Annotated in this window: 23 protein-coding genes; 12 read left to right on the plus strand and 11 right to left on the minus strand. The window is 73.4% G+C overall.

Features of this window, described 5'->3' with window-relative positions; translation table 11 throughout:
- The first annotated feature begins 187 nt into the window (after positions 1-187).
- Positions 188-556: a nuclear transport factor 2 family protein gene (locus tag R3E88_12705; protein MEZ4217335.1), complete on the plus strand. Its 369-nt coding sequence runs from the start codon at positions 188-190 to the stop codon at positions 554-556.
- On the opposite strand, the gene R3E88_12710 is transcribed toward R3E88_12705, so the two are convergent.
- Genes R3E88_12710 through R3E88_12725 form a run of 4 tightly spaced genes read right to left on the minus strand, consistent with a single transcriptional unit; the run spans position 553 to position 4842 of the window.
- Positions 553-1746 (minus strand): ABC transporter permease, encoded by a 1194-nt coding sequence (locus tag R3E88_12710; protein MEZ4217336.1) that lies wholly within the window; start codon positions 1744-1746, stop codon positions 553-555. The genes R3E88_12705 and R3E88_12710 overlap by 4 nt on opposite strands.
- Before the next feature lie 2 nt (positions 1747-1748).
- Entirely contained in the window at positions 1749-2954 is a 1206-nt protein-coding gene (locus R3E88_12715; GenBank protein ID MEZ4217337.1) for an ABC transporter permease, read from the minus strand.
- Complete coding sequence (locus R3E88_12720) at positions 2951-3661, minus strand: ABC transporter ATP-binding protein (GenBank protein ID MEZ4217338.1); 711 nt, start codon at positions 3659-3661, stop codon at positions 2951-2953. The genes R3E88_12715 and R3E88_12720 overlap by 4 nt, the downstream gene beginning before the upstream one ends.
- Positions 3658-4842: an efflux RND transporter periplasmic adaptor subunit gene (locus tag R3E88_12725; protein ID MEZ4217339.1), complete on the minus strand. Its 1185-nt coding sequence runs from the start codon at positions 4840-4842 to the stop codon at positions 3658-3660. Before R3E88_12725 ends, R3E88_12720 begins: the two co-directional genes overlap by 4 nt.
- 579 nt (positions 4843-5421) lie before the next feature.
- Between R3E88_12725 and R3E88_12730 the strand changes: the two genes are divergently transcribed.
- The 3 genes from R3E88_12730 to R3E88_12740 all read left to right on the plus strand — a co-directional run bounded on the left by R3E88_12730 (position 5422) and on the right by R3E88_12740 (position 8714).
- Complete coding sequence (locus R3E88_12730; protein ID MEZ4217340.1) at positions 5422-6909, plus strand: hypothetical protein; 1488 nt, start codon at positions 5422-5424, stop codon at positions 6907-6909.
- An 859-nt stretch (positions 6910-7768) separates the two neighbouring features.
- Positions 7769-8179 (plus strand): hypothetical protein, encoded by a 411-nt coding sequence (locus R3E88_12735; GenBank protein MEZ4217341.1) that lies wholly within the window; start codon positions 7769-7771, stop codon positions 8177-8179.
- Positions 8180-8255: 76 nt separating this feature from the next.
- Positions 8256-8714 carry a hypothetical protein gene (locus R3E88_12740; GenBank protein ID MEZ4217342.1) on the plus strand — a complete coding sequence of 153 codons (459 nt, stop codon included), beginning with the start codon at positions 8256-8258 and terminating at the stop codon, positions 8712-8714.
- Between the two features lie 78 nt (positions 8715-8792).
- On the opposite strand, the gene R3E88_12745 is transcribed toward R3E88_12740, so the two are convergent.
- On the minus strand, positions 8793-9584 hold the full coding sequence (locus tag R3E88_12745; protein MEZ4217343.1) for an SDR family oxidoreductase: 792 nt from the start codon (positions 9582-9584) through the stop codon (positions 8793-8795).
- A gap of 111 nt (positions 9585-9695) precedes the next feature.
- Between R3E88_12745 and R3E88_12750 the strand changes: the two genes are divergently transcribed.
- Genes R3E88_12750 through R3E88_12760 form a run of 3 tightly spaced genes read left to right on the plus strand, consistent with a single transcriptional unit; the run spans position 9696 to position 13384 of the window.
- A complete protein-coding gene (locus R3E88_12750; protein ID MEZ4217344.1) occupies positions 9696-10910 on the plus strand; it encodes a cytochrome P450 in 1215 nt (404 codons plus the stop codon).
- 10 nt (positions 10911-10920) lie between these two features.
- Positions 10921-12135, plus strand: coding sequence for a cytochrome P450 (locus tag R3E88_12755; protein MEZ4217345.1), 1215 nt, complete (start codon positions 10921-10923; stop codon positions 12133-12135).
- A 25-nt stretch (positions 12136-12160) separates the two neighbouring features.
- Positions 12161-13384 (plus strand): cytochrome P450, encoded by a 1224-nt coding sequence (locus tag R3E88_12760; GenBank protein ID MEZ4217346.1) that lies wholly within the window; start codon positions 12161-12163, stop codon positions 13382-13384.
- On the opposite strand, the gene R3E88_12765 is transcribed toward R3E88_12760, so the two are convergent.
- The 4 genes from R3E88_12765 to R3E88_12780 are packed head-to-tail and all read right to left on the minus strand — an operon-like array spanning position 13377 to position 15793.
- Positions 13377-14201 carry an SDR family oxidoreductase gene (locus tag R3E88_12765; GenBank protein MEZ4217347.1) on the minus strand — a complete coding sequence of 275 codons (825 nt, stop codon included), beginning with the start codon at positions 14199-14201 and terminating at the stop codon, positions 13377-13379. The two genes, R3E88_12760 and R3E88_12765, sit on opposite strands and share 8 nt — an antisense overlap.
- Positions 14198-14833, minus strand: a complete 636-nt coding sequence (locus R3E88_12770) for an SDR family oxidoreductase (GenBank protein MEZ4217348.1) — start codon at positions 14831-14833, stop codon at positions 14198-14200. The genes R3E88_12765 and R3E88_12770 overlap by 4 nt, the downstream gene beginning before the upstream one ends.
- Positions 14830-15318 carry a nuclear transport factor 2 family protein gene (locus tag R3E88_12775; GenBank protein ID MEZ4217349.1) on the minus strand — a complete coding sequence of 163 codons (489 nt, stop codon included), beginning with the start codon at positions 15316-15318 and terminating at the stop codon, positions 14830-14832. Before R3E88_12775 ends, R3E88_12770 begins: the two co-directional genes overlap by 4 nt.
- 22 nt (positions 15319-15340) lie before the next feature.
- Positions 15341-15793 (minus strand): VOC family protein, encoded by a 453-nt coding sequence (locus R3E88_12780; protein MEZ4217350.1) that lies wholly within the window; start codon positions 15791-15793, stop codon positions 15341-15343.
- Between the two features lie 118 nt (positions 15794-15911).
- Here R3E88_12780 and R3E88_12785 point away from each other — a divergent pair, with 118 nt between their 5' ends.
- From R3E88_12785 to R3E88_12795, 3 genes are all read left to right on the plus strand, one after another.
- Positions 15912-16760, plus strand: a complete 849-nt coding sequence (locus R3E88_12785; GenBank protein ID MEZ4217351.1) for an SDR family oxidoreductase — start codon at positions 15912-15914, stop codon at positions 16758-16760.
- The gene (locus tag R3E88_12790) at positions 16757-17986 is read left to right on the plus strand and encodes a sulfotransferase (GenBank protein ID MEZ4217352.1); all 1230 of its coding nucleotides are present in this window, start codon (positions 16757-16759) and stop codon (positions 17984-17986) included. Before R3E88_12785 ends, R3E88_12790 begins: the two co-directional genes overlap by 4 nt.
- A 119-nt stretch (positions 17987-18105) precedes the next feature.
- Positions 18106-18450 (plus strand): hypothetical protein, encoded by a 345-nt coding sequence (locus R3E88_12795; GenBank protein ID MEZ4217353.1) that lies wholly within the window; start codon positions 18106-18108, stop codon positions 18448-18450.
- A 64-nt stretch (positions 18451-18514) separates the two neighbouring features.
- Here the strand turns inward: R3E88_12795 and R3E88_12800 are convergent, their stop codons facing one another.
- Entirely contained in the window at positions 18515-19225 is a 711-nt protein-coding gene (locus R3E88_12800) for a hypothetical protein (protein MEZ4217354.1), read from the minus strand.
- Positions 19226-19391: 166 nt separating this feature from the next.
- Between R3E88_12800 and R3E88_12805 the strand changes: the two genes are divergently transcribed.
- Positions 19392-20285: a sulfite exporter TauE/SafE family protein gene (locus R3E88_12805; GenBank protein MEZ4217355.1), complete on the plus strand. Its 894-nt coding sequence runs from the start codon at positions 19392-19394 to the stop codon at positions 20283-20285.
- 1671 nt (positions 20286-21956) lie between these two features.
- Here the strand turns inward: R3E88_12805 and R3E88_12810 are convergent.
- Positions 21957-23486 carry a nuclear transport factor 2 family protein gene (locus R3E88_12810; protein ID MEZ4217356.1) on the minus strand — a complete coding sequence of 510 codons (1530 nt, stop codon included), beginning with the start codon at positions 23484-23486 and terminating at the stop codon, positions 21957-21959.
- Between the two features lie 146 nt (positions 23487-23632).
- On the opposite strand from R3E88_12810, the gene R3E88_12815 reads away from it, so the two are divergent.
- A complete protein-coding gene (locus R3E88_12815) occupies positions 23633-24556 on the plus strand; it encodes a dihydrodipicolinate synthase family protein (GenBank protein MEZ4217357.1) in 924 nt (307 codons plus the stop codon).
- Positions 24557-24582: the final 26 nt, after the last annotated feature.

Raw genomic sequence — 24582 nt, forward strand, 5'->3', positions numbered from 1 at the left:
ACTGATTGGCCCACTATAAGGAGGCGGAGCGCGCCGTGCTCCCCCCAAACGAGGGGTGAGCACGGAGTTCACGGACTCGTCGCGAACGCGTCGCGCGCTTCACGGCTCCGCCCGACCCGACCCGGCCTCTCCGCGCCCGACCCAACCCGACCGGGCCCGGCCCGCTCTCCTCTCCGACGGAGGCTCCATGTCCGCACTCTCCGACGTCCTCGCCCGCTATGCCGCCTGCGTCACCGCGGGCGACGTGGACGGCATCGTCTCGCTGTATGCCGACGACGCCTCGATCCAGATCCCGGCGAACGGCGCGCGCCACGACGGCATCGACGCCATCCGCGCCTTCTACCGCGACAACGAGCTCGCCGAGACGCTCGAGATCACGGGCCCGGCGTGCGTGGCGGGGAGCGAGGGCGCCGTGCCCATGCGGGCGCGCATCCGCCAGGGCGGGCAGCTCCTCGAGCTCGACGTGATCGACGTGGCCGCGCTCGACGGCGCCGGCCGCCTCACGCGGCTGCGCGCGTTCTTCGACCTCGAGGGCGCGCGGCCGGTCGCGGGCTAGTCGCCGCGCAGCGCCTCGATCGGGTCGAGCCTCGCGGCGCGGCGCGCCGGCAGGACGCCCGACAGCAGGCCGACCCCGCCGCTCACCGCGAGCGCCGCGAGCACGAACGACAGCGGCGTCGAGACGGGCAGGCCCGGGACCGCGAGGCGGAGGGCGGCGCCGATCGCGAGCCCGAGCGCGACCCCGGCGGCGCCGCCGACGAGCGCGACCGCGCCCGCCTCGGCGAGGAAGAGCCCCGCGACCTGCAGGCGGCTCGCGCCGATCGCGCGCAGCAGGCCCACCTCGGAGGTGCGCTCGCGCACCGCGATCCACATGACGGTCAGGATCCCGATCGCGCCGACGAGCAGCGAGATGCCCGCGATCGCGCCGACCGCGGTCGTGATCACCGTCATGACGTTGCCGAAGACGTCGACCATCGCCTGCTGCGTCGTGACGGTGAAGTCCTCCTCGCCGTGGCGCTCGGAGAGCACGCGCACGACGTCGTCGCGCACGCGCTCGGTGGCCTCGATCGGTTGATAGTCGAGGTCGATCTCGGTCAGGTCGCGCAGGTCGAAGAGCGCGAGCGCGGATGCGACCGGCAGGTAGGCCATGTCGTCGAGGTCGATGCCGAGCATGCTGCCCTTCGGCTCCATCACGCCGCACACGCGGAAGCGCGTGGTGCCGACGCGCACGAACTCGCCGAGCGGGCTCGCATCGGGGAAGAGCTCGCGCGCGAGCTTCGGGCCGAGCACCGCGTACTGCGAGCCGCGGCGCGGGTCGGTCTCGGGCCAGAACGAGCCGTAGCGCACGCGGATGTGGAAGACGTCCTCGAAGTCGGGAGTCACGCCCTGCACGATCACGTTGCGGCTGCGCCCCGCGGCCTCGACGCGCGCGCTGCCGGCGACCGTCGGCACCACCTTCCCGACGCCGGGGATGCGCCCGAGCGCGACGGCGTCGTCGAGCGTCAGGTGCTTCGTGCTGCCGCCGAACACGCCGGGCATGCCCGATGTCTTCGCCTTGCCCGGGTGGATGGCGATCAGGTTCGTGCCGAACTGCGAGAACTGGCCGAGGATGTAGCGGCGCGTGCCCTCGCCGATCGAAGTCAGCACGATCACCGCGGCGATGCCGACGGCGATGCCGAGCAGCGAGAGCAGCGAGCGCAGGCCGTGGCTGCGGATGGCACCGAGCGCGAGCTGGACGAGCGCCTGCATCGCTACTTCTTCCCCAGCGCGGCGACCGGGTCGAGGCGCGCCGCGCGCCGCGCGGGCGCGAGCCCGAACCCGGCGCCCGCCGCGAGCGCGAGTGCGAGCGCCGCGCCGACGGCCCAGAGCGGCGTCTGCGCCGGGAACTTCGGGAACCACCACGCGACGATCTCGACGGCGGCGACGCCGAGCGCGATGCCCGCGAGCGCGCCGGCCGCCGACAGCAGCAGCGCCTCGGCGAGGAACACGCCCGCGACCTGCCCGCGCTCCGCGCCGAGCGCGCGCAGGAGGCCCACCTCGGACGTCCGCTCGCTCACCGACACGAGCATCACGTTCATGATCCCGAGCCCCGACACCGCGAGCGAGATCGCGGCGATCGCCCCGACCGCCAGCGTGAGCGTGCGCAGGATGTTCGAGAACGCGTCGACGACGGCGTCCTGCGTGATGACGGTGACGTCCTCCTCGCCCCGGTGGCGCTCCTTCAGCACGTCGATCAGGTGCTGCTTCGCGACCTCGAGGTCGGAGTGCGCGCGCACGTCGACGACGATGCGGAAGAGCGAGCTGCGGTTGAACAGGCGCATCGCCTTCGCGACCGGGACGAGCGCCACCTCGTTCAGGTCCGCGCCGAGCTGCGTGCCCTGCGGCTCGAGCACGCCGATGACGCGCGCGCGCAGGTCGCCGATGCGCACGATGCCGCCGAGCGGGTCGGCGGCCGGGAACAGCTCGGAGGCGACCGTCGAGCCGAGCACCGCGACCGCCGTGCCGCGGCGCAGCTCGCCGATGGGGAGGTTCGCGCCGCGGCCGAGCTTCACGCGCTGCACCTCGAGGAAGTCGGAGGTCGTCCCGATGATCGCGACCTGGCGCGAGCGCTCCTCGTGCGACACGGTCGCCGTGCCCGTCGCCACGGGCGCGACGCGCGCGGCCTCCGGCACCGCGCGCAGCACCGCCTCGGCGTCGTCGAGCGTCAGGTCCTCCGTCGTCACGCTCGCGAACGCGGCGGCGCCCTGCGTCTCGGTCTTGCCGGGAACGACGACGAGCAGGTTCGAGCCGATGCCCTCGAACTGCCCCATCACGTAGCGGCGCGCGCCCTCGCCGAGCGCCGTCAGCATCACCACCGCCGCCGCGCCGATCGCGACGCCGAGCAGCGTGAGGCCGCTCCGCAGCCGGTGGCCGCGCAGCGCGCGCGCCGAGAAGCGCACGAGCTCGGCGCCCCTCACGTCGCGCCCCCGACGACCGAGGGCGTGATCTCGCTCGCCGCGAGCCGGCGCGCGACGCTCCCGTCGACGAGCACGATCGTGCGCTCGGCGCGCTTCGCGACGTTCGGGTCGTGCGTGACGACGACGATCGTGAGCCCGCCCGTGTGCAGGTCGTCGATCAGCTCGAGCACCTGCGCGCCCGAGCGCGTGTCGAGGTTGCCCGTCGGCTCGTCGGCGAGCAGGACGCGCGGCTCCATCACCATCGCGCGCGCGATCGCGACGCGCTGGCGCTCGCCGCCCGACATCTGGTCGGGGCGGTGGTCGGCGCGCGGCGTGAGGCCCACCGCGGCGAGCCGCTCGGCCGCGCGCGCGCGGCGCTCCTCGCGCTCGACGCCCGCGAACAGCATCGGGAGCTCGACGTTCTCGAGCGCGGAGAGGCGCGGGACGAGCTGGAAGGTCTGGAACACGAAGCCGATCAGGTTGCGCCGCACGAGCGTGAGCTCGCCGTCGTCGAGCTCCGACACGAGCCGGCCGTCGAGGTGGTAGGTGCCCGCGCTCGGGCGGTCGAGGCAGCCGATGACGTTGAGCAGCGTCGACTTGCCCGAGCCCGAGGGCCCCATGATCGCGATGTGCTCGCCCGTGCGGACGTGCTCCGTGACGTCGTCGAGCGCGCGCACGCGCGAGTCGCCCACCTGGAACTCGCGCGAGACGTGCTCGAGGCGGATCACGGCGCCGCGTCCGACTCGGCGCGCGCGCGCACGCCGGCCTTCACCTCGGCGCGGTCGAGCGAGACGACGACGGCGTCGCCCTCGGCGAGCCCCCCGCGCACCTCGCTCACGTCCCAGTTGCGGAGGCCGACGTCGACGTCGCGCTCCTCGAGCGCGCCGTCGACGAGCACGAGCGCGCGGTTGCCCGAGAGCAGCGCCGACGTCGGGATGCGCAGCACGCCCTCGCGCGTCTCGAGCACCACCTCGACGTCGGCCGACGTGCCCGGGAGCAGCGTCGCCGCGAACGCCTCGTCCTCGAGCTCGACCTCGATCTCGACGGTGCGGTTCTGCTCCTCGACGTCGTTCACGTAGGCGCCGACGCGCACGATCGTTCCCGGGAAGTGCTCGCCCGGGTGCGAGTCCACCGCGACGCGCGCCGGCAGCCCCACGCGCAGCCGCCCCGCGTCGACCTCGTCCATCGGCGCGCTGACGAAGATCGACGTCGGGTCGATCAGGTCGATCACGCCCGGCGCCTGGATCAGCGGCACCGACGGCGTCGCCCACTCGCCGACCTCGACCGACTGCTCCGCGATCACGCCGTCGAACGGCGCGCGCAGCTGCGTGTGCGCGAGCTGGCGCTTCACCAGCTCGACCTGCGCGCCCGCGCGCTCGAGGCTCGCGCGCGCCGCCGCGCACGCCGCGCCCGCGATCTTCGCGGCGCTCTCCAGCTCGTCGAGCACGTCGTCGGCGATGACGCCCCGGTCGGCCAGTGCCCGGTTGCGCTCGCGCTCCCGCGCCGCTCGCTGCGCCGCGAGACACGCGCGCTCGCGCTCCGCCCCCGCCGCCTGCGCCTCGCGCTCCGCCAGCTCGAGCTGCGCCCGCTGCACGCTCGACTCGAGCTCGAGCAGCAGCTCGCCCGCCTCCACCCGGTCGCCCTCGCGCTTCGGAAGCGCGACCACGAGCCCGCCCTCCTGCGGCGACAGCCGCGCCCGCCGGCGCGCCTTCACCGTCCCCGCCCGCGAGTTCGTGATCGTCTCCTCCACCCGGTCGCGCACGACCAGCGCGACCCGCACCGGAACCGGCTCGGGCGCACACACCGTCGCGCGCAGCGCGACCACGACGAGCGCGACCGCGACGAGCGCGAGCGTCCAGTTGCGCGCGCGGGCGCGAGTGCGGGTATGACCGGTGGCCTGTGTGTCCACGCGCTGCGCATGGTGTCGCGGCTTCGGGAGGTTTGCACGCGGGGCGGGGAGGAGGCGTGGGGAGGGGAGGAGGAAGGTCGCTAGCGGCGGGCGAGAGCCGGCGAGGCGACGCACCACGGTGGTGCGTGGTGCGAGGAGAGGGCGCGCGTGTGGTGGGCGATCGATCGGCGCGGAAGGGCTCGGGTGGCGATGGTGGATGCGTCGAGCGCGGTGCGGAGACGGGGTGCGAGAGGGACTGCGGTCGGGGGTGGCAGCGGCGCGGGGAGGTGAGCGGGTGCGTAGCTCGCGCCAGGCCCAAGGTGGTCAGCTGCGCCGCTACCGGAGGGCGCGTTAGGCGGCGGGGGAGAGGCCCGGTGCTGGACGCCGTGATCGCTGAATCTGACGTCGCGCGGCGGAAGACTTCGCTGCCTAGCACCGTGAGAGAGTGTTATCGTGCCAGGTTAACGAAGCAGGCTGCGCCAAACAGGGCGCTGTCTAATTCGAGTTGGGCGGCAGATGCGGGGAGACGCGAGTATCGTTCTTACCGAAACGGCAAGCTAGACGCACGAAATTAGGTTGCCCATTCAGGAGGGGAATCGCTTGACGGACCTACTGAGCCGGATCGACTTCGGCAACGAGGCAGGCGACGACGCCGATCCTGCTGAACTCTCCAAGTATTTCGTGGAGCAAGCGGACTTCCGCAGGTTCCTTCAACCCGAGCACAAGATCCTCGTTGCGACCGCAAAGAAGGGTGTCGGCAAGTCCGCGCTCCTCCAGTGGGCGGGCTACAGCGTCAGCGAGTCCGACACTGACGCCCTAGTGATCAAATGCCGTGGTGCCGATCTTGTCCGCTCCAAGTTCGGACTGACCAGCCAACTCGCTACACCCAACGACCACATCCGCGACTGGATGATAAGACTGTGTGCGATCGTCAATCGAGAACTCGCCCTGCGCGTCAACCTGGCCCTTTCGGACGACAGAATCACTCTCGTAGAGACCGCTGAACTGGATGGCTACAAGTCGCGGAATCTCGTCGGTTGCCTCCTGGATAGGTTCGACCGGATCCTTGGTGATAAGCAGCCGAAAAAGGTAGGAGCTAGAGACGAGGTGCAGCTCCTCAAGCGAGTCAACGACCGTAAAGTGTGGATCCTAATTGACGATCTCGACGCTACGTACCAGAACACGAATACGGAATCGCTAGCGTTGAGCACGTTCTTTTCCGCGTGTCGCTATCTGACGCAGGATCTCAAGGATGTCTACTTTCGTGCCACCATGCGAACGGACGTCTGGGCCCTCATCCGCCGGTACGACGAGTCTCTCGACAAGATGGAGCAGTACGTCTTCGACATCATGTGGTACCAGAAGGAGTTTCTCCGCCTCTTGTACCTCCGTGTTGCGACTCAAATCGAAGCCACGGGTGGACGCCTGCCTCCTGTTCCTGCTCATGTATCCGAGCAAGACGCCCAGGAACGACTGCTCGAACGCGTCTTCGTGCCAAAGATGGAATGGGCGCGGCGCATGGTGGATACGTACAAGGTCATCTACACGCTGTCATACGAACGCCCTCGATGGGCGATTCAGCTGTGCAAACTTGCGCAGGCTACAGCGCTGCGAAGTCGAAGGGACATCATCACGAAGGAAGATATCGATCGGGTCTGGGGTGAGTATGGCACCAAGCGGATCGCAGATCTCGTCGCTGAGCACAAGCATCAGTGCGCTGAGATCGAAGAGCTACTGAACGGATTCCGTGGTGCCGAACGGCTAATGCCACGGGACAGGCTCTTCGCCTGGATAAATAACAGGATCCTGAATCACATTAACGCCCGAATCGAAGGAGAGGACGCAAGGTCTCCGATTCAGGTGGCTCACTTTCTTTACCGACTTGGCTTCATTATGGCCCGTAGCGAATCAGATTCAGGCTACGAGCACTACCGCTTTGACCAAATGCCGGATTTTCTCACTTCGCGCACGGACGATGACTTCGGGCTGAGCTGGGAGATCCATCCTTGCTATCGGGAAGCGTTGGACATCAGGAAGCTCGACCGCTCGCATCGCGATAGGTTCTCGCGCCTTCGCGATCGCTATTGAGTCTGCAATTGGGCGGTCTCATCCGACTCAGCCTACGCCGGACCCGCTCCGCCGGTACGTGCCTGCCGCCCAACAAGGCGCTGCAGCTGACGGATCTTGCCCCGGCAAAGTGGACAGGGGTTAGGCGACAGTTCGTAGTGTTTCATGGTCGTGTGGCGATCGGTAGCGGATGGCCGAGTGGATGCAGCTGCGGTTGTCGAAGGTCCGGATGTAATCGAAGACGGCGACTTTGGCCTCCTGTCTCCTGGCGAAGCCGAAGTGGTAGACCCACCCGGTCTCGAGGGCGTGGAAGAAGCTCTCGGCGCGGGCGTTGTCACTGCAGCGCCCGGCCCGGCTCACGCTGCAGACGATGCTGTGCGCGTCGGGCCGGTCTCGATAGGTGGCGCTCGCGTGCCGACCTCCTCGAGAGCTGTGATGCGCGAGCGCGCGCTCGGGTCGTCGAGTCGCGAGGGCGCGATCGAAGGATTCGAATGCGGGTCCTGGGCGCGTGTGGGAGGCGGTCGAGAAGCCGACGGCCCCGGCTGCTCCTGGCGTCCACTCGTTGGCCTCCGCGCGCAAGGCGATTCGGCGCGCGTCGCTAGGAGCTAGGCCGTCACGCAGGCGGAGCACCTGTGCGCCAACGGCCCGACACGCGGCCGAGGCCTCATGGCCGAAGTGGCCGAATCAGCAGCCGCCAAGTCTTCCGTTTCCTGGTGAACTCCGTGCTCGAGGCGACGCTGCGGAGCGTCGCCTCTTCGCCCTGCCGTGGCATGCCGCATGCCGCTGCGATGGCGTGGCATGCGGCTCGAACTCGGGAAACTCGTCGGGTAGGTTCGCTCCACCCCGAGCGGCGGATGGCAGGTCAGCCTCGAGAGGTTGGATGGACGAGCGCGCAGCAGACGTCATCGGCAACAGCCAGGCCTTGATCGACGCGATGGGTCGCTGGCCAGGCTTCCACGACGCTCACCTGTTGAGGGCGTCTCGCGTTGGCGTCGATCTCGAGGTCGTCGTGCACGTGTTCGAGATGACACGCGAGGTCGATTCCGCGGGGTACTTCGTCCTCGTCGATCATCATCTGGTGACATTCGAGATGCGCGGCGTCGGCAGCTGCGATCTCCCGGACGACTACGACGGCGACATCCTCGACGCGATCGATGCGCGGAGTTGCGATGATGGAACGGTGATCGAGTTCGAATCGGTCGTCAGTCCGGAGCAGTCCTGGCAGGTAGTGTGCCGAGAGGTTCTGATTCGGGATGTCGTCCGATGCGACTCGGAGGGCAGGGCGATCTGACCTGCCTCGCCGGGGATGCCGGCACCCCGCGTGCAGCTGACGCCTCGTTCATGTCCTGGGCGACGAGGAGCGAACCATGCGAGCCGTCCAGCAGGTCGTATCTCTCCTGGCGACCGCCGTCATGCTCTCGTGTGTCTCCAATCTCCGGTCGCCGGAGCAGTTCGCGGGAACCTGGGGCTGGACCGAGCTCGGGCCGAGCTGTGCGGAGAACCCGCATAGCATCACGTTCTCGGCGGATCACGAGTTCATGGAGTTGCAGATGCGCGATCCCACCACGGCACGTTGGGGGGAGACGGTCCAGACCGTCCGCTACCGCGTCCTGGGCTGGACGCGGGAGGGCCATCTGCGAACGCAGATCATCGGGGAGAAGGAGACGGCTCCGGACGGGAGTCTCCTCGTGTGGGATCTGGTCCGTCTCTCGCCCGACCGCTACTGCTGGCACCGCGCCGATTGGGCTCTCGACGAATGCACGGCTCCGATGGAACGCTGCAGGCCCGGGTTGCCTACTGACGGCGGTGCACCGTCCCGGCGATGACGGCCAATCCGTCTGCGAGAGAAGCCACAGAGGTTCGAGTCGCCGACCCACGCAGCGCGCCTCCGCCCCTCCCGCCTCTCACACCGTATTGAACCCCGGGATGAACCTTCCCGCGTGCGCGCCGCCGTCGACGGGGAGGTCGATGCCCGTGCAGTGGCGGCTCGCGTCGCTCGCGAGGAAGAGCACGGCGTCGGCGATGGCTTCGAGGGAGGCTTCGCCGGGGAGGCCGCGGTTGTTCGAGTAGGCGCGGGTCTGGTCGAGGAAGCCGACGAGCTTCTCCATCCAGGGGCCGTACATGGCGGGGTTGCCGCCGGCGGGGCAGACGGAGTTGACGCGGATGCCGTCGCGGCCGAGCTCGGTAGCGGCCGACTTGGTGAGGCCGCGCAGGCCCCACTTCGAGGCGCAGTAGGCCGAGACGCCGTTCATGCCGAGCAGGGCGTCGATGGAGCTCACGTTGACGATCGCGCCCGCGCCCTGCGCGCGCATGGGCGCGAGCACGGCGCGGATGCCGAGGTAGGGGCCGACGGTGTTCACCTCGAACACGCGCCGGAAGACGTCGGCCTCGGTGCGCTCGACGGTGCCGATGTGCAGGACGCCCGCGTTGTTGACGAGGACGTCGAGGCGGCCGTGGGCGGCGAGGGCGGCGGCGACGACGCGGCCCCACGCGGCGGCGTCCGTGACGTCGTGCGGTGCGAAGTGCGCGCGCTCGCCGAGCGAAGCGGCGGTGGCGCGCCCGGCCTCCTCGGCGACGTCGCCGAGCCAGACGTGTGCGCCGTGCTCGACGAAGCGCTTCGCGATCGCGGCGCCGGTGCCGCGCGCGGCGCCGGTGACGAGGACGACCTTGCCGTCGAGGTCGGAGAGGGCGGACATGGGCGGGCCTCCGGGCGCGCGGGAGGCGCGCGAGCGCGCGCATCCTACCGCCTCGCCGCGCGGCCACGCGGCGCTTGTCTCGCGTCGCCCCGCGCGGGTAGCCTCGGCCGCGTGACGCTCGACGACGCGCCCTTCATCGACACGCTCTCGCCCGCCTACGACGCGGACATCCACGCCGCGCACCGCGCCGCGCGCGAGCGGTCGTGGCTCGCGCGCACGCCCTACGGGTTCCTGCTGCTTCGCTACGAGGACGTGCACTGGTGCCTGCGCGACGCGCGCTTCCACGAGCTCGGCGCGGGCGCGCTCGCGCAGGCGGGCATCGCGGGCGGCCCGCTGCACGACTGGTTCCACTCCATCCTGTCGAACAAGGAGGGCGAGGAGCACGCGCGGCTGCGGCGGCTCGTCGCGAAGGCGTTCACGCCGCGGCAGGTCGAGCGGCTGCGGCCGGTGATGCGCGCGACGGCGAACGAGTTCCTGGATCGCGTCGCGCCGGCCGGGCGCAGCGAGGTGGTCGCCGACTTCGCGGCGCCGTACCCGGTGCGCGTCATCGGCTCGCTGCTCGGCGTCCCGCCCGACGACTACGCGCGCTTCCACGCCTGGTCGACCGACCTCTCGCTCGCGTTCGGCTCGAAGCTCGCGAGCGAGCTGCCGCGCATCGAGCGCGCGCTCGGCAACCTGCTCGACTACACGGACGGGCTGATCGAGCGCCAGCGCCGCGAGCCGGGCGAAGACCTGACGACGGCGCTGATCGCGGCGCGCGACGAGGGCGACCGGCTCTCGCCCGAGGAGCTGCGCGCGATGATCACGGTGCTGATCTTCGGCGGGCAGGACACGACGCAGTGCCAGCTCGCGTGCGCCATCGCGACGTTCCTCGCGCACCCGGACGCGTGGCGGCGCGTGGCGCGCGAGCCGGCGCTCGCGGCGAGCGCGGCCGAGGAGGTGCTGCGCTACGAGCCGGCGGGCTCGGGCTCGCCGCGCATCGCGACGTGCGACGTCGAGCGTCACGGCGTCGTGCTCCCGGCCGGGACGGTCGTGCACCCGTCGGGCCCGGCCGCGAACCGCGACCCGCGCGTCTACGCCGACCCGGATCGCTTCGACGTCGAGCGCGCGCACCCGCAGCCCATGCTCACGTTCGGCGGCGGCGCGCACTACTGCCTGGGCGCATCGCTCGCGCGCGCCGAGATCCAGGAGGCGCTGCCCATCCTCGCGCGCCGCCTGCCCGCGCTCGCGCCCGACGGCGAGGCCGTGTGGCGGACGGGCGCGCTGATCCGCGGGCCCGAGCGGCTGCCGGTGCGCTTCGCGCCGAGCGCCGCCGGCGCGCACTGAGGAGGGAGCGGTGGCCGCGCGCGCAGACGACTCCGCATCGGATCCCGACATCGACTTCGACCCGTTCGACGCGGCGTGGTTCGACGACCCGTATCCCGCCTACCGCGCGCTGCGCGCGCATCGCCCGGCCTACCGGCGCGAGATCCCGAACCATCGCGTGTGGCCGCACTACTGGATGCTCTCGCGCGCGGCCGACGTCGACGCGGCGCTCCTCGACTGGCGCACGTTCTCGTCGGCGCGCGGCACGCTCGTCGACACGGACATCTCGCTGATCCCGCCCAACATGTTCAACATGGATCCGCCGCGGCACGACGAGCTGCGCGCCATCCTCGCGCGCGTGCTGACGCCGGCGCGCGTGGCCTCGCTCGAGCGCGGCGTGCGCGCCTCCGCGCGCGACCTGCTCGCGAAGCTCGCGCCGCGCGGCGCGTTCGACGCGGCGACCGACTACGCCCACCAGATCCCGACGCTCACGATGTGCGAGCTGATGGACCTGCCGACGGCCGACCGCGCGCAGTTCCTGGCCTGGAACATGGCGACGCTCGCGGGCAGCGACTTCACGAGCGAGGCCGCGCTCGGCGCCTACGCGGAGATGGCCGCCTACTGGGAGGGGCTCGTCGCCGAGCGGCGCGAGCGGCCGGGGCCCGACCTGATCTCGCAGATCCTGCACAACCAGACGAAGGGGCAGGAGCTGAGCGACGAGGAGGTGGCGGGCTTCTGCTCGCTGCTCCACGACGCGTCGCAGAACACGACGATGAACATGATCGCGAACTCGATCGTGGAGCTCGCGCGCCATCCGGACGAGCGGCGCAAGGTGGCGCGCGAGCCCGCGCGCTGGCCGCGCGCGATCGAGGAGCTGCTGCGCTTCGTGTCGCCCGTGCAGGGGCTCGCGCGCACGACGACGCGCGACGTCGAGCTGCACGGCACGACGATTCCGGCCGGCGACCAGGTGCTCGTGCTCTACGGCTCGGCCAACCACGACCCCGCCGCCTTCGACCGCCCCGACGAGCTCGACCTCGACCGCGACGTCCGCTCGCACTGGGCGTTCGGCCACGGCATCCACTTCTGCCTCGGCAACGCCGCCGCGCGCCTCGAGATCCGCATCGCGCTCGAGGAGCTGCTCGACGCCGTGCCCGACTACGCGCTCGACGAGGCGCGGCTCGCGCGCAACCAGCTCGTCCCGACGCGCGGCATCGCGCACGCGCCCGTCGAGTTCGCACCCGCCTAGCATCCACCGCACGAGGAGCGCCGCGATGAGCAAGCCGCCCGTCGACCGCGAGTTCGCCTTCGCGGCGACCGACACGTCGAAGACGAAGGACTTCGACCTGATGGCCCGGATCCGGCGCGAGAAGCCGGTGTGCCGGCCGGCCGACGGCGTCGTGCTCACCACGCGCTACGAGGACACGCGCGCGGCCTTCCTCGACGCGCGGCGCCTCTCGTCCGTCGGCGACATGCGCGCGCCCGGCGTCGTCGTGCCGACCGAGGAGAGCTTCCTCGGCGAGATCGACGCGCCGCTCCACCCGCGGATCCGCCGCATCCTGATGAAGTGGTTCACGCGCAGCCGCGCGCGCGGCGCCGAGCCGTGGACGCGCGCGAACGTCGCGCGCCGGCTCGACGCGCTCGCGAAGGACGGCGGCGGCGACCTGATGGAGCGGCTCGCCATCCCGCTCCCGGGCTCGGTCTCGGCGCACGAGCTCGGCGTTCCCGACGCCATGCACGACCAGGTGATGACGTGGTGCAACGAGCTCCTGCACTCGAGCTGGCCCGCGACGGGCCGCACCGAGCGCGGCGAGGGCATCGCGGGCGCGTTTCCCGAGATGACGGCCGCGCTCGACGGCTGGATCCGCGAGCGCGAGGCGTCGGACGCGCACGACGACCTGCTCGCCGTCATGGTGCGGACGCGCGACGACGACGGCTGGCAGATCGGCGCGCACCACGCGCGCACGCTGATGGTGAACATCCTCGCCGGCTCGCTCTCGGCGAGCTTCATGCTCGGCAACCTGCTGTACCGGCTCGTGCACGACGCGTCGTTCGACCGCGCGCTGCGCGACGACGCCGCGAAGATCCCGCTCGCGGTCGACGAGTCGCTGCGGCTCGAGGCGCCCGTCACGTTCCTCTTCCGCACCGCGCGCGAGGACGTCGCGATCGGCGGCTGTCCCGTCCACCGCGGCGAGCACGTGATGCTCGGCATCGCGGCCGCGAACCGCGACGGCGCCGTCTACGACGACCCCGACGCCTTCCGGCTCGACCGCAGCGACGTGCCCGACCACCTCGCGTTCGGCTTCGGCCCGCACGTCTGCCTCGGCAACCACCTGACGCGCATGATCGGCCGCGTCGTGCTCGAGGAGACGCTCGCGCGCTTCGCGCCCGGCGAGCTGCGCCTCGCGCCGGGCTTCGCGTGGACGTGCGTCGACCACATGCAGGAGTACGGGCCCGAGCGGCTCGACGTGGTCGTCGATCGCCAGACGGTCACGTGACGGGGCAGCTGCCGCCGTCGACCATCAGCGTGTGCCCGGTGACGTAGCGCGCGTCGTCCGAGAGCAGGAAGCGCGCGGCGACGCCGATGTCGTCGGTCGCGTCGCCGAGCCGGCCGAGCGGGTTGCGCCCGAGGACGCGCGCGCGCATCGACGGATCCTTCTCGAACGCGACCTCCATCGCGGGGCTGTGCGCGAGCGGCGCGAGGCAGTTGACGCGCACGCCGCGCGGCCCCCACTCGCGCGCGAGCGCGCGCGCCATGCCGCGCTGCATGGCCTTCACCGCCGCGTACGGCGCGAGCCGCGCCTTGCCCTCGAAGCCGGCCTCGGACGTGAGGAGCAGCAGCGCGCCGCGCGTCGCGCACAGGTGCGGGAAGGCGGCGCGCGCGAGCAGCCGCGTGCCGCGCACGGAGACGGCGACGTGGTCGCGCACGTCGGCGGGCGCGACGTCGGCGAGGCGCACGGGAACGGGCGAGAGCCCGCTCGTCGCGTTGTGCACGACGCCGTCGAGCCGCGCGTCGCGCGCGACGATGGCCGCGATCGCGGCGTCGACCGAGGCAGCGTCGGCGACGTCGCAGGCGACGAAGCGCCCGCGCCCGCCCGCGGCCTCGCACTCGGCCGCGACGCGCTCGCCCTCGGCGGCGCGCCGCGCCGCGATCCACACCGTCGCGCCGCCCTCCGCGCACGCGAGCGCGATGCCGCGCCCGACGCCGCCCGTCGCGCCCGTCACGACGACGACGCGCGCGCCGTCCTGCGCGCCCGTCGTGTCCTGCGCGCCCGTCGTGTCCGCCGCGCCTGCCGCGCGCTCGCCCGCGCTCACCACGCGCGTCCGCAGTCGGCGGCGAGGAGGCGGCCCGTGATGCCGGCGGCGTCGTCGGAGAGCAGGAGCCGCACGGCGCCCGCGACCTCGTGCGCGAGCGTGCCGGGGAAGCGCGCGAGCGGCGGCGCGAGCGCGGCGATCGGCGCGCCGGGAATGCGCGCGGGCGTCGCGATCGCGTTCGCGCGCACGCCGCGCGCGCCCTCCGCGAGCGCGACCGAGCGCGCGAGCGCGGCGACGGCGTCGGCGAGGCCGGCCTCGGGCGCGAAGCCCGCGGCGTCGAGCGGGGCGGGCGCGTCGACGACGCACGCGATCGCGCCGCCGTCCGCGCAGCGCGCCTGCGCGAGCCCGAGCGCGAGCGTCCACGCGCGCAGCGGCGCCTCGGCGCGCGCCTCCCACTCGGCGTCGTTCTGCTCGACGAGCGCGCGCGCGCCCGCCGGCGGCGCGGCGCCGATCGCAACGAGGATGCGCGCGCGCGGCGGCGCGGCGGCGTTGCGCGCGCGCGCCGCGAGCCACGCGTCGTCGGGCGCGTCGACGGCGGGCGTCGGCTCGAGCTCGCCGCCGAGGGCGCGCGCGAGCTCGCGCGCGAGCGCGCCGTCGGTGCCGATCACGAGCACGGCGTCCTGCGCGCTCATGCGTCGGGCGCGCCGGCGAGCGCGGCCTGGAGCGCGCGCATGTCGTCGTCCGTGATGCGCTCGTCGATCTCGTAGCGGCGGATGCGCCAGCCCTCGCGCGTGCGCACGAGCTCGGCGCGCGCGCGGCCCGCCGCGACGAGCGCGAGCTTCGCGACGTCGACGCAGCGCACGACGCTCGACGACGTCGCGCGCTCGCCGGCGAGCTCGATCACCGTCGTGTCGATCGAGTGGACGACCTCGCCTTCGCCCATCGTGACGTCGCCGCCGAGCATGCGCGCGAACCAGTCGACGACGGCGTCGCGTCCGCTCGCTTCGTCCTCGAAGCGCCCCGTTCCCGCGCGCTGCACGAAGCGCCACGTCGCGTCCTCGGCCATGACGCGCGTGCGCAGCGTCTCGAGGTCGCGCGCGTCGAGCGCCTGGTAGTAGAGGGCGAGGACCGACCGGATCTCGGCGTGTGCGAGCGCGCGCTCGCCGGCGTCGGACATGGGGAACCTCCGTGGGTCGCGTTCAGGCCGCGCCGCGGGACGGGTCGAGCACGAGCTCGCCGCCCGCGAGCCAGGCCTCGAAGTTCGCGCGGTTGCCGGCATCGACGAGCTCGACGCGCGTGCCGTGCGCGCCGGCGTGGAAGGCGAAGAGTGCGGGAGCGTCGCCGTCCGGGCCGACGCCCGCGGCCTCGAGCGGGAGCCCCGCGGCCGCGAGGGCGCGCGACGCGGCGGGGAGGTCGTCGACCCAGCGGCCGACGTGGTGCAGGAAGGCGCCGTCCGGCGCGGCGTAGTAGCCCGACGCATGGCTCTCGAGCAGCTCGAAGTAGGGCGGCGCGCCGGTCGAGTAGGCGAAGCGCAGCTGCACGGGCTCGTCGCCCGCGCGCGTGCGCAGGACGAGCGGTGCCTCCTGCGCGTTCGTCCACGCGACGCCGAGCCAGCGCGAGAGGTCGCGCATCGCGGCGTCGAGGTCGGGCACGACGACGCCGATCTTGAAGAACGCTGCGCTCAGGGGATGCTCCTCGTCGATTGACGCCGCGCGGCGCGTCCGCGCACAATCCGCGCCGCCGCGCGCCGCGCCAACCTACGGGAGCGACATGAGCCTGGGCAAGCACGACGGCGCCGCGACGCGCGGCGACGCGCCGTTCCGCCTCGACGGCAAGGTCGCGGTCGTGACGGGCGCGGCCTCGGGCATCGGGCGCGCGAGCGCGCACGCGCTCGCGCGCGCGGGCGCCGCGGTCGTCGTCGCCGACATCGACGCCGCCGGCGCCGAGCGCGTCGCGGGCGAGATCGAGGCCGCCGGCGGGCGCGCCGCCGCGCAGCGCGCGGACGTCGCGCGCGAAGGCGACGTCGAGGCGATGCTCGAGGCGGCGGTCGCGCGCTTCGGCGGGCTCGACGTGCTGCACAACAACGCGGCCGCCACGACGCCCGAGCTCCAGGGCGCGGACGGCGACGTCGCGCAGCTCTCGCTCGACGTCTGGAACCGCGTGCTCGCGACGAACCTCGGCGGCGTGATGCTCGGCTGCAAGCACGCCATCCCGCGCATGCTCGCGCGCGGCGGCGGCTCGATCGTGAACACGTCGTCGGCCTCGGGGCTCACGGGCGACGTCGTGCGCGCGGCCTACGGCGCGTCGAAGGCGGGCGTGCAGTCGCTCACGCAGTACGTCGCCACGCAGTACGGCAAGCGCGGCATCCGCTGCAACGCCATCGCGCCGGGCGTGATCGAGACGCCCGCGCTGCGCGCGAACGTCGCGCCCGAGGTCGTCGCCATCTACGAGCGCAGCCACCTGACGCCGCGCCTCGGGAGGCCCGAGGACATCGCGGCCGCCGTCGTCTTCCTCGCGAGCGACGAGGCTTCGTTCGTCACCGGGCAGGTCGTCTCCGTCGACGGCGGCCTGCTCGCCCACCACCCCGCGTTCGGCGAGATGATCGGAGGAAGCGAGTGACGCGCGTCGTGCCGCTGTCGGAACGTTATGCGAGGCCGGACTGGGTGCGGCGGATGAACGCGATGGGCGAGTCCGTGCTCGGCGCGCGCCACCTCGTGCCGCTCGACGCGGAGACGATGGTCGAGCGCGCGCGCGCGGCGACCGGGCTCGACGACTTCGGCGACTGGGACGGCGACTGGCGCGCGCGGCTCGAGAACCTCGTCGGGGCGCTCGAGGAGACGGGCGAGCTGAACGTCGTCGGGCGCATCCTCACGCGGCAGGAGATCCAGCGCGCGCTCGTCGCGCGGCTCCTCCTCGCGCAGCGGCGCGCGCTCGCGCCGGCCGTCGCGCAGGAGCGCATCGAGGCGCCGATCGTGATCGCCGGGCCCGCGCGCTCGGGCACGTCCATCCTGCACGAGCTCCTGTGGCTCGACCCGAACGCGCGCTGCCCGCTCGCCTACGAAGCGCTCTACCCGGTGGCGCCCGACGCGTTCGGGAGCGCCGAGGAGCAGCGGCGCATCGCGGAGTGCGAGCAGGAGCTGTGGGCCGACGTGCAGCCCGAGTTCGCGACGATCCACGAGCTCGCCGCGCACCTCCCGCTCGAGTGCATCGCGCTGCAGCAGCCGTCGTTCGGCGGCTTCCACTGGGCGATGATCGCCGACATCCCGGGCTTCGCGCTCGACTTCCCGGCCGCCATGGCGTTCCACCGCGCCGCGCTGCAGGCGCTGCAGCACGGCGCGCCGAAGCGGACGTGGGTGCTGAAGACGCCCGTGTACCTGATGATGCTCGACCTGCTGTTCGAGACGTATCCCGACGCGCAGGTCGTCGTCACGCACCGCGACCCGGCGAAGACGGCGCCGTCCGGCCTCAGCACGCTCGCCACCGTGCGCTGGCTGCGCAGCGACGCGGTCGACCTCGAGAAGATGGACGGCTACGGCTCGGGCCTGCTGCTGCTCGCGCTGCTCGCGCGCGTGCAGGGCGGAACGCTCCCGGGCCCGTGCTACGACGTCCTCTTCTCCGACCTCATGCGCGACCCGGTCGCCGCGATCGAGCGCCTGTACGACGCGATGGGTCGCCCGTTCGTTCCCGAGCACGCCGACGCCATCCGCAGCTACCTCGCGAGCAAGCCGAAGGGCAAGCACGGCGCGCACCGCTACTCGGCCGAGGAGTGGGGCGTCGACCCGGCGCGCGTGCGCGAGCAGCTCGCGCCGTACATCGAGCACTACGGCATCCCCATCGAGAAGTGAGCGCGCCGCGCGGCGTGGCGAGCGGCGCGAGGAAGGCGGAACCGGCGCGAACACCCGGGTGTCCATGCGGCCGACCGTGCCCGTCGGCACGGGAACAACCCGAGGTGAAACGAAGGTCCATGCGCAAGACGATGTCGCTTCTGATGGTGGGTGCCCTGGCGCTCGGCGTCGCGGGCGCCGCGTTCGCGAAGGGAGCCGAGAAGGCCATGGGGTCGCTCTCGAAGATCGACGCGAGCGCCCGCACGTTCACGGTCGACGCCGCCGGCCACCCGATGGACTTCACGCTCGCGCCCGGCGGCGTCGTGATGGAGGACGGCAAGGCCACCTCGCTCGGCGTGCTGCGATCCGGCGAGAAGGTCACCGTGAGCTATCACGACGAGGGCGCGCGCCACGTGGCGAGCCGCATCGCGGCCGGCGCGAAGCCGATGGCGAAGCCCGCCGCCGCGAAGCCGTCCGCGAAGTAGACGCTGGAAGTCGCGTCCGGGTCGTCCGGCCGCGCGCCGGACGACCCGTCTCCGTGCGCGGCGCCTAACGTCGCGTGCGGCTGCGCCCCGCCCACGCCCCGAGTGCGAGCCCGGCGACGAGCAGCGTCGCCGTCGTCGGCTCCGGCGCGTTCACGCTCGCGCCCATGAACGTGAACGGGCAGGGCGTGGCGTCGTTGCAGAGCTCCCCGTCGGGCCACACGTAGCCGTCGAGGCCGTTGACGGGGATCGTGAACCGCAGATCGACGCCGTCGGTCGCGACGTTCGACGGGTTCGTGCGGAAGACGGCCGTCCCGATCGTCAGCAGGATGGGCCCGGACACGAGCCCCGGGGTTCCGGGGCCCACGATGTCGAAGCCGTCCGCGAGCCCCGCGCTCGTCGCGGTGCTCTCGATCGGCGGGAACACCGATGCCGATGGGACCGAGAAGGGGTTCGGCCCCGGGAAGGCGGGCCCGGCGAACGCGCCTCCGCCGACGTCGACGCGGTGCTCGCGGAAGGTGAGGAAGTCGAGCTCGTCGGCGAAGTCCTCGTCGTAGGCGAGGGCGCCGGAGACGAGCGACAACGAGTCGCCGGCGCCGAGCTCGAACACGATGTCCGCGACGATCACCTGCGACACCGTCGTGCTGACGGCGATCGACGACGTTCCGGTGTCCTGCCAGAGGATGGAGAAGGTGGGCGTCGCGGCGGCGGGCGAGGCGGCGAGGGCGAGGGCCGATGCGAGGACTGCGACGAGCGAGCGGCGAACGGCGCGTGTCATGGCGTTCTCCTGGCGCTCCGGTCGACCCGGCTGGCCGGTGCGCGCCTCCAACCTAACAGGGAACGGCGGCGCCGGGTGGCTTCATCGCGGCGAGCGGCCGCGCCCCGCCGGCGTGACGCGCGCCGGCGCGGAGCTACGCTGCGCGCGCTCTCGCCGAGGACCCCGCGTGACGACGCCCGCCCGGACCGAACCGCCCGCGGGTGTGCCCGCCGCTCTTCCCGCGCCGCCGTTCCGCTACTGGACGCCCGGGCTCGCCGCCTTCGCGGCCGGCTGGCTGGTCGCCTACCTCGCCCTCGCCCCCGCGCCGCTCGCGCTCGCGCGCGAGCACGGTGCGCTCGCGCTGCTCGGCGTCGCAGGCGCGGTCGTCGGCAACGTCACCGCCATCGGCGGCGGGCTCGTGTTCATCCCGTTCCTCGTGCTCTTCTACGAGCTGTCGGCGACCGAGTCGCTCGCGCTCGCGCTCGCCGTGCAGGCGTTCGGGATGACGTCGGGCGCGGTCGCGTGGACGCGGCGCGGCGCGATGCCGCTGCGCACGCTCGCGTGGACGGCGCCGATCGCCGTCGCGGCGGCCGTCGGCGCGGCGCTCGCGTTCGCGCCCGATGCGGCGACGATCGAGCGGCTGTTCGGCCCGCTCTCGATCGCCATCGGCGTGTGGGTCTGGCACATGCGCGACCGCACGGGCGTGCTGGCGGACGTTCCGGCCTCGGCGCGCGCCGAGCTCGCCGCGGCGGTCGGCGCGGGCGCGGTGCTGACGGCGTGGGTGGCGATCGGCGTCGGCGAGCTCGCGGCGGCGGGCCTGATCGCGCGCCACCGCGTGCGCGCGGAGCCCGCGATCGCGCTCGGCGTCGGGCTCCTCGCCGCGACGTCGATCGCGCTGGCCGCGCTTCACGCCCTCGTGTTCGGCGACGTGCCGTGGGCGCTCGCGGGCTTCGTGCTCCTCGGCGCGGTGTTCGGCGCGCGGCTCGCGCCGCTGCTCTCGGCGCGGCTCGCGCCGCGCGTGCTGAAGGCGGTGTTCGCGGCGGTCGCGGTAGGCGACGGCATCCTGCTGCTGCTCTCCTGACGCGCGCCGCCGCGCGCCGCGCCGGCCCGCGCGGCGCGCACCGCGTCGAGGTCCCACACGCGCACCTGGTCGTTCGCGAAGGCGGGCGGCCCGAAGCGCTGCTCGAGCAGCCGCGCCATCTGACGGCCGAGCCGCTGCGCGCGCTCCCACATGTCGCCGAGCGCGCCGAGCCGCCGCCAGTGGTGGCCGTCGCTCGTGGGCACGAGCGATTCCTCGAGCCGCAGGTCGAGGTGCACGACGACGTACTGCGCGCCGCTCGCGAGGAAGGCCTCGGGCGTCGCGGCGACGACGTTGCGCAGGCCGAGCGACGGGTCGCCGTGCGCGCCGTCCATGCTCGCGACGAGCACGTCGCGCCCGTGCCAGTGTTGATAGGCCTCGAACGCATGGCTCCCGAGGTTGTTCCACGGGAACTCGACGATCGGCCGGCCGCCCGGCGCGTCGGCGAGCCGCTGGTAGAAGGGCGGCATGCGATCGCGCGGGATGCGGTTGCCCTCGCTCGTGAACGAGACCGACGGGATCGAGTGCACGAACGAGCCCGCGCGGAAGCGCGGGCCGGCGAGCGGGCCGGTCGCGAAGAGCGCGGCGACGAGCGCGGCCGCGGCGATCGGCGTCGCGATGCGCCGCGCGCGCGCGGGCAGGGCGTGCGGCGCCGTGCAGCCGAGCGCGACGAGCGCGAGCTCGAACGGGAGCAGCGGCAGCAGGTAGCGGTTCAGCACCCAGCCGTGCTGGAGCTGGTCGGGCGACATCGCGTAGAGCCCCGCGACGTGCGCGACGCCCGTGCACGCGAGCAGGCCGGCGAACGCGCGGTCGCGACGCCAGAGCAGGAAGCCGCCGCGCGCGCCGAGCGCCAGGAAGAGCGCGGTGAGCGCGGGCGCGAGGCTCCCGCCGTGCATGCGCGCGACGTCCCACCACGTGGCGAGCGAGGGCGCCTCGCCGACGCGGTGCGTCGACGTGAGCGCGAGGATGCTCGGCGCCGCGGGGCCGAGCAGCAGCGCGAGCAGGAGTGCGGCGGCGCCCGCCACCGCCGCGCGCTCGCGCGCGCGTGCGCGCTTCGCGGGCGAGCGCGCGAGGTCGATCGCCGCCCACGCGAGCGGCGCGGCGACGAAGGGGCCCATCACGAGATGGAACCAGCACGCGAGCGGCGCGAGCGCGGCCCAGGCCGCCGCGAAGCGCCGGTCGCGCGTGCGCCAGAAGCGTTCGAACGCGAGCACGGCGAGCCCGCCGAGCAGCACGACGACGGCGTACGAGCGCACGATGCGCGCGTAGACGGCGAGCAGCGGCGACGTCGCGATCAGGAAGCCGAGCGCGACGGCCGGAGCGCGCCCGATGCGCGCGCGCAGCGCGAGCGGGAACGCGACGATCGCGAGCGCTCCGGCGGCGAGTGACGGCGCGCGCAGCACGAGCTCCGGGAGCGGCGCGCCCATCGCGTGGATCGCCCGGAAGAACGCCGTGAGCGGGACGCAGTAGTCCGCGCCGCCCCACGTCCACGTCGTCAGGATCTCGCCGAGCGGGCGCGCGATCGCGCCGTTCAACGTGTGGAGCTCGTCCCCGATCAGCACCTGACGGGCGAGGCCCTGGAGGCGGATCGCGATTCCCAGGGCGAGCGCGCCGGCGAGCGCGCTCGCGCTCGCGGCGGTCCACCGGCGCGCGGGCGGTTCGGGCGCGGTCACGCTAGGCGTGCACCGGGTCGCCGCCGTCCGGCCGTCCGAGCGTCCAGCGCGGGTCGAGCGCGGCGAGCGGCGCCTCGTGCTGCCACTCGAGGCGCACCTCGCGCCGCGCGATGCGGAAGGCGCCGCCGCGGCGCTCGAAGCGGTCGAGGAAGCGCATGCCGACGACGCGCGCGACGGTGTCGCGGCCGCCCTCGCTCGCGACGAAGTGCGCGTCGACGTAGGCCTCGCACTCGGCGACGTCGCCGCCGGCGCCGAGCTCGACGAGCACCTGGCCGAGCTTGTGCATGGTGGTGCGGAAGGGCGCGCGGAGCGCGCGCGTCGCGAACGCGACGTAGCCGCCCGGGCCGCCGCGGAACGCGCCGTGCGCGATCTCCGCGTCCTCGTGGAACGCCGCGCGCAGCGCGGCGTCGTCCCTGCGGTCGAGGCCGCGGCAGCTCCGCACGAGCGCGTCGTACACCTCGCCGCGCGCGACGGCGTCGGCGGCGGCGGGCGCGCGCGCGGCGAGCACCGGGTCGCTCCCGTCGCGCGCGCCGCGCAGGCCCTCGTCGAGCGCGGCCTGCGAGCCGATCGCGGCGCTCCGCTCCCACTCGAAGCTCATCGCGCGGTGCGCGATGCGCCACTCTGCGCCCTCGCCCCCGCGGCGCTCGAGCCGGTCGACGTAGCGCACGCCCATGACGAGGTCGGTGGGCGCCGGCGAGCGCGCGCCGACGTGGTGCGCGATCGCGTACGTCTCGGCGAAGGCGCGGTCGCCTTCGACCTCGATCAGCATGTTGCCGAGCTCGTGCATCGTGACGTCGAACGCGTCCATCACGGTCGGCTTCACCCACGCGACGAAGCCGTCGGCGTCGCCCTGGTAGCCGCCGTGGTCGTCGTAGGCGTCGGCGTGGTAGGTGCTGCGCACGAGCTCGGGCGCGCAGCGGTCGACGCCGCGCGCGTAGCGCATGAGCACGTCCGCGCACGCGCGCTTCGCGGCGAGGTCGGAGGGGGCGACGCGCGCGCCCGCGCGCTGCGGATGCGCGAAGACGGGATCCTCGTGCGAGTGCCGCCCGCGGAAGTAGCTGTCGGGGAGCGGGAGGCCGACGTGCTCGTCGACGCGGTGCCAGTCCCACGCGCAGATGCGGTGGGCGATGCGCCACTCGCCGCCGCGCTTCTCGAAGCGATCGACGTAGCGCAGGCCGTACACGAGGTCGCGGCGCGCGCCGTCGGGCTCGCTGCGGACGTGGTGCGCCTCGGCGTACGACTCGACGCGCGCGCGCGCGTCGCCGTCGAGCTCGACGTCGATCTGCCCGGCGAAGTGCTGCGTGTTCTCGAAGTAGCCCCAGACGCCCGGCTCGAGCGACGCGACGAAGCCGTCGACGGGCCCCTGGTAGTAGCCGTGGTCGTCGAACGCGTCGGGGTGGTACGTCGAGGCGACGAGCGCCGCGTCGCGGCGATCGACGCCGCGCCAGTAGCGCGCGAGCACGTCGCGGATGGCCTGGGCGTCGCCCGCGCGCGCGAGCCGCTCGGTCGCCGCTCCGTCCCGGCTCGTCACTGGGCCGTCCTCCGCGCGCGCCGGGTCGCCGCGGACGGCGCGCGCTCGCCAGTCTCGCACGAACGGACGCGGCCCTGGAGCCCGCGAATTGTGCGCGAGGGCCCCGGCGTGCGAAGCTGCACCGCCGCTTCCGCGCACGGAGTCCCATGCCGCCGACCGAGCCCGCCGTCTTCGCGATGAGCACGACGCCCTTCGACGCGAAGGAGCGCCTCGACGAGGATGCGCTCCGGCGTCATCTGCGCTTCCTCGCGGACGGCGGCGTCGGCATCTGCCTCGGGAGCTACGGCTCGGGCGAAGGGCACCTGCTGCGGCGCGCGGAGATCGCGCGGCTCTACGAAGTGGCGGTCGACGAGGTGGGCGGGCGCGCGACGCTGTGCGCGACTGCGCTCGGCTTCGCCTCGACCGAGCAGGTCGTCGAGGACGCGCTCGCCGCGGCGGCAGCCGGCGTCGACGTCGTGCAGATCCATCCGCCGCGGCCCGGGCCGACGGCGATCCGTCCGCGCGCCGCCGAGATCGAGCGCTTCTTCCGCGACGTGCTCGAGGCCGTGCGCACGCCCGTGCACCTCACGAACCAGGTCGTGATGGTGGGCTACGCGCTCGAGCCCGCGCTGCTCGAGGAGCTCGTGCGCGCCTACCCGCACGTGCGCGGCGTCACGACGACCGATCGCGACGTGGCGGCGACGCGCGAGGTCGTGGCGCGCGTCGCGCCGCACGCGACGGTGCGCGTCGGCGTGATCGGCCAGCTGCTCGACGCGCTCGCCTGCGGCGGCGGCGGCGCGCTCTGCTTCGAGGCGAACGTGGCCCCGCGGCTGTGCGCATCCGTGCCCGCGGCGTGGGCGCGCGGCGACCGCGCGGCGGCGGAGCGCGATTTCGCGACCGTGATCACCCTCAACGAGGTGCTCTCGCGCTATCAGAACCCGCGCTCGGTGAAGGCGGCGCTCGACGCGCTCGGCCTGCCGGGCGGTGCGCCGAGACGTCCCTATCTTCCGCTGCCGGCCGACGAGGCGGCGGACATCGCCCGCGTGCTCGAGGAGCTCCGCATCGCCGAGCGCGAGGGCATCGCCGCCTGACGACGAGCGCGGCCGAACCGAACGGG

Source organism: Myxococcota bacterium (assembly GCA_041389495.1).
Classification (GTDB): domain Bacteria; phylum Myxococcota_A; class UBA9160; order UBA9160; family UBA4427; genus JAWKRT01.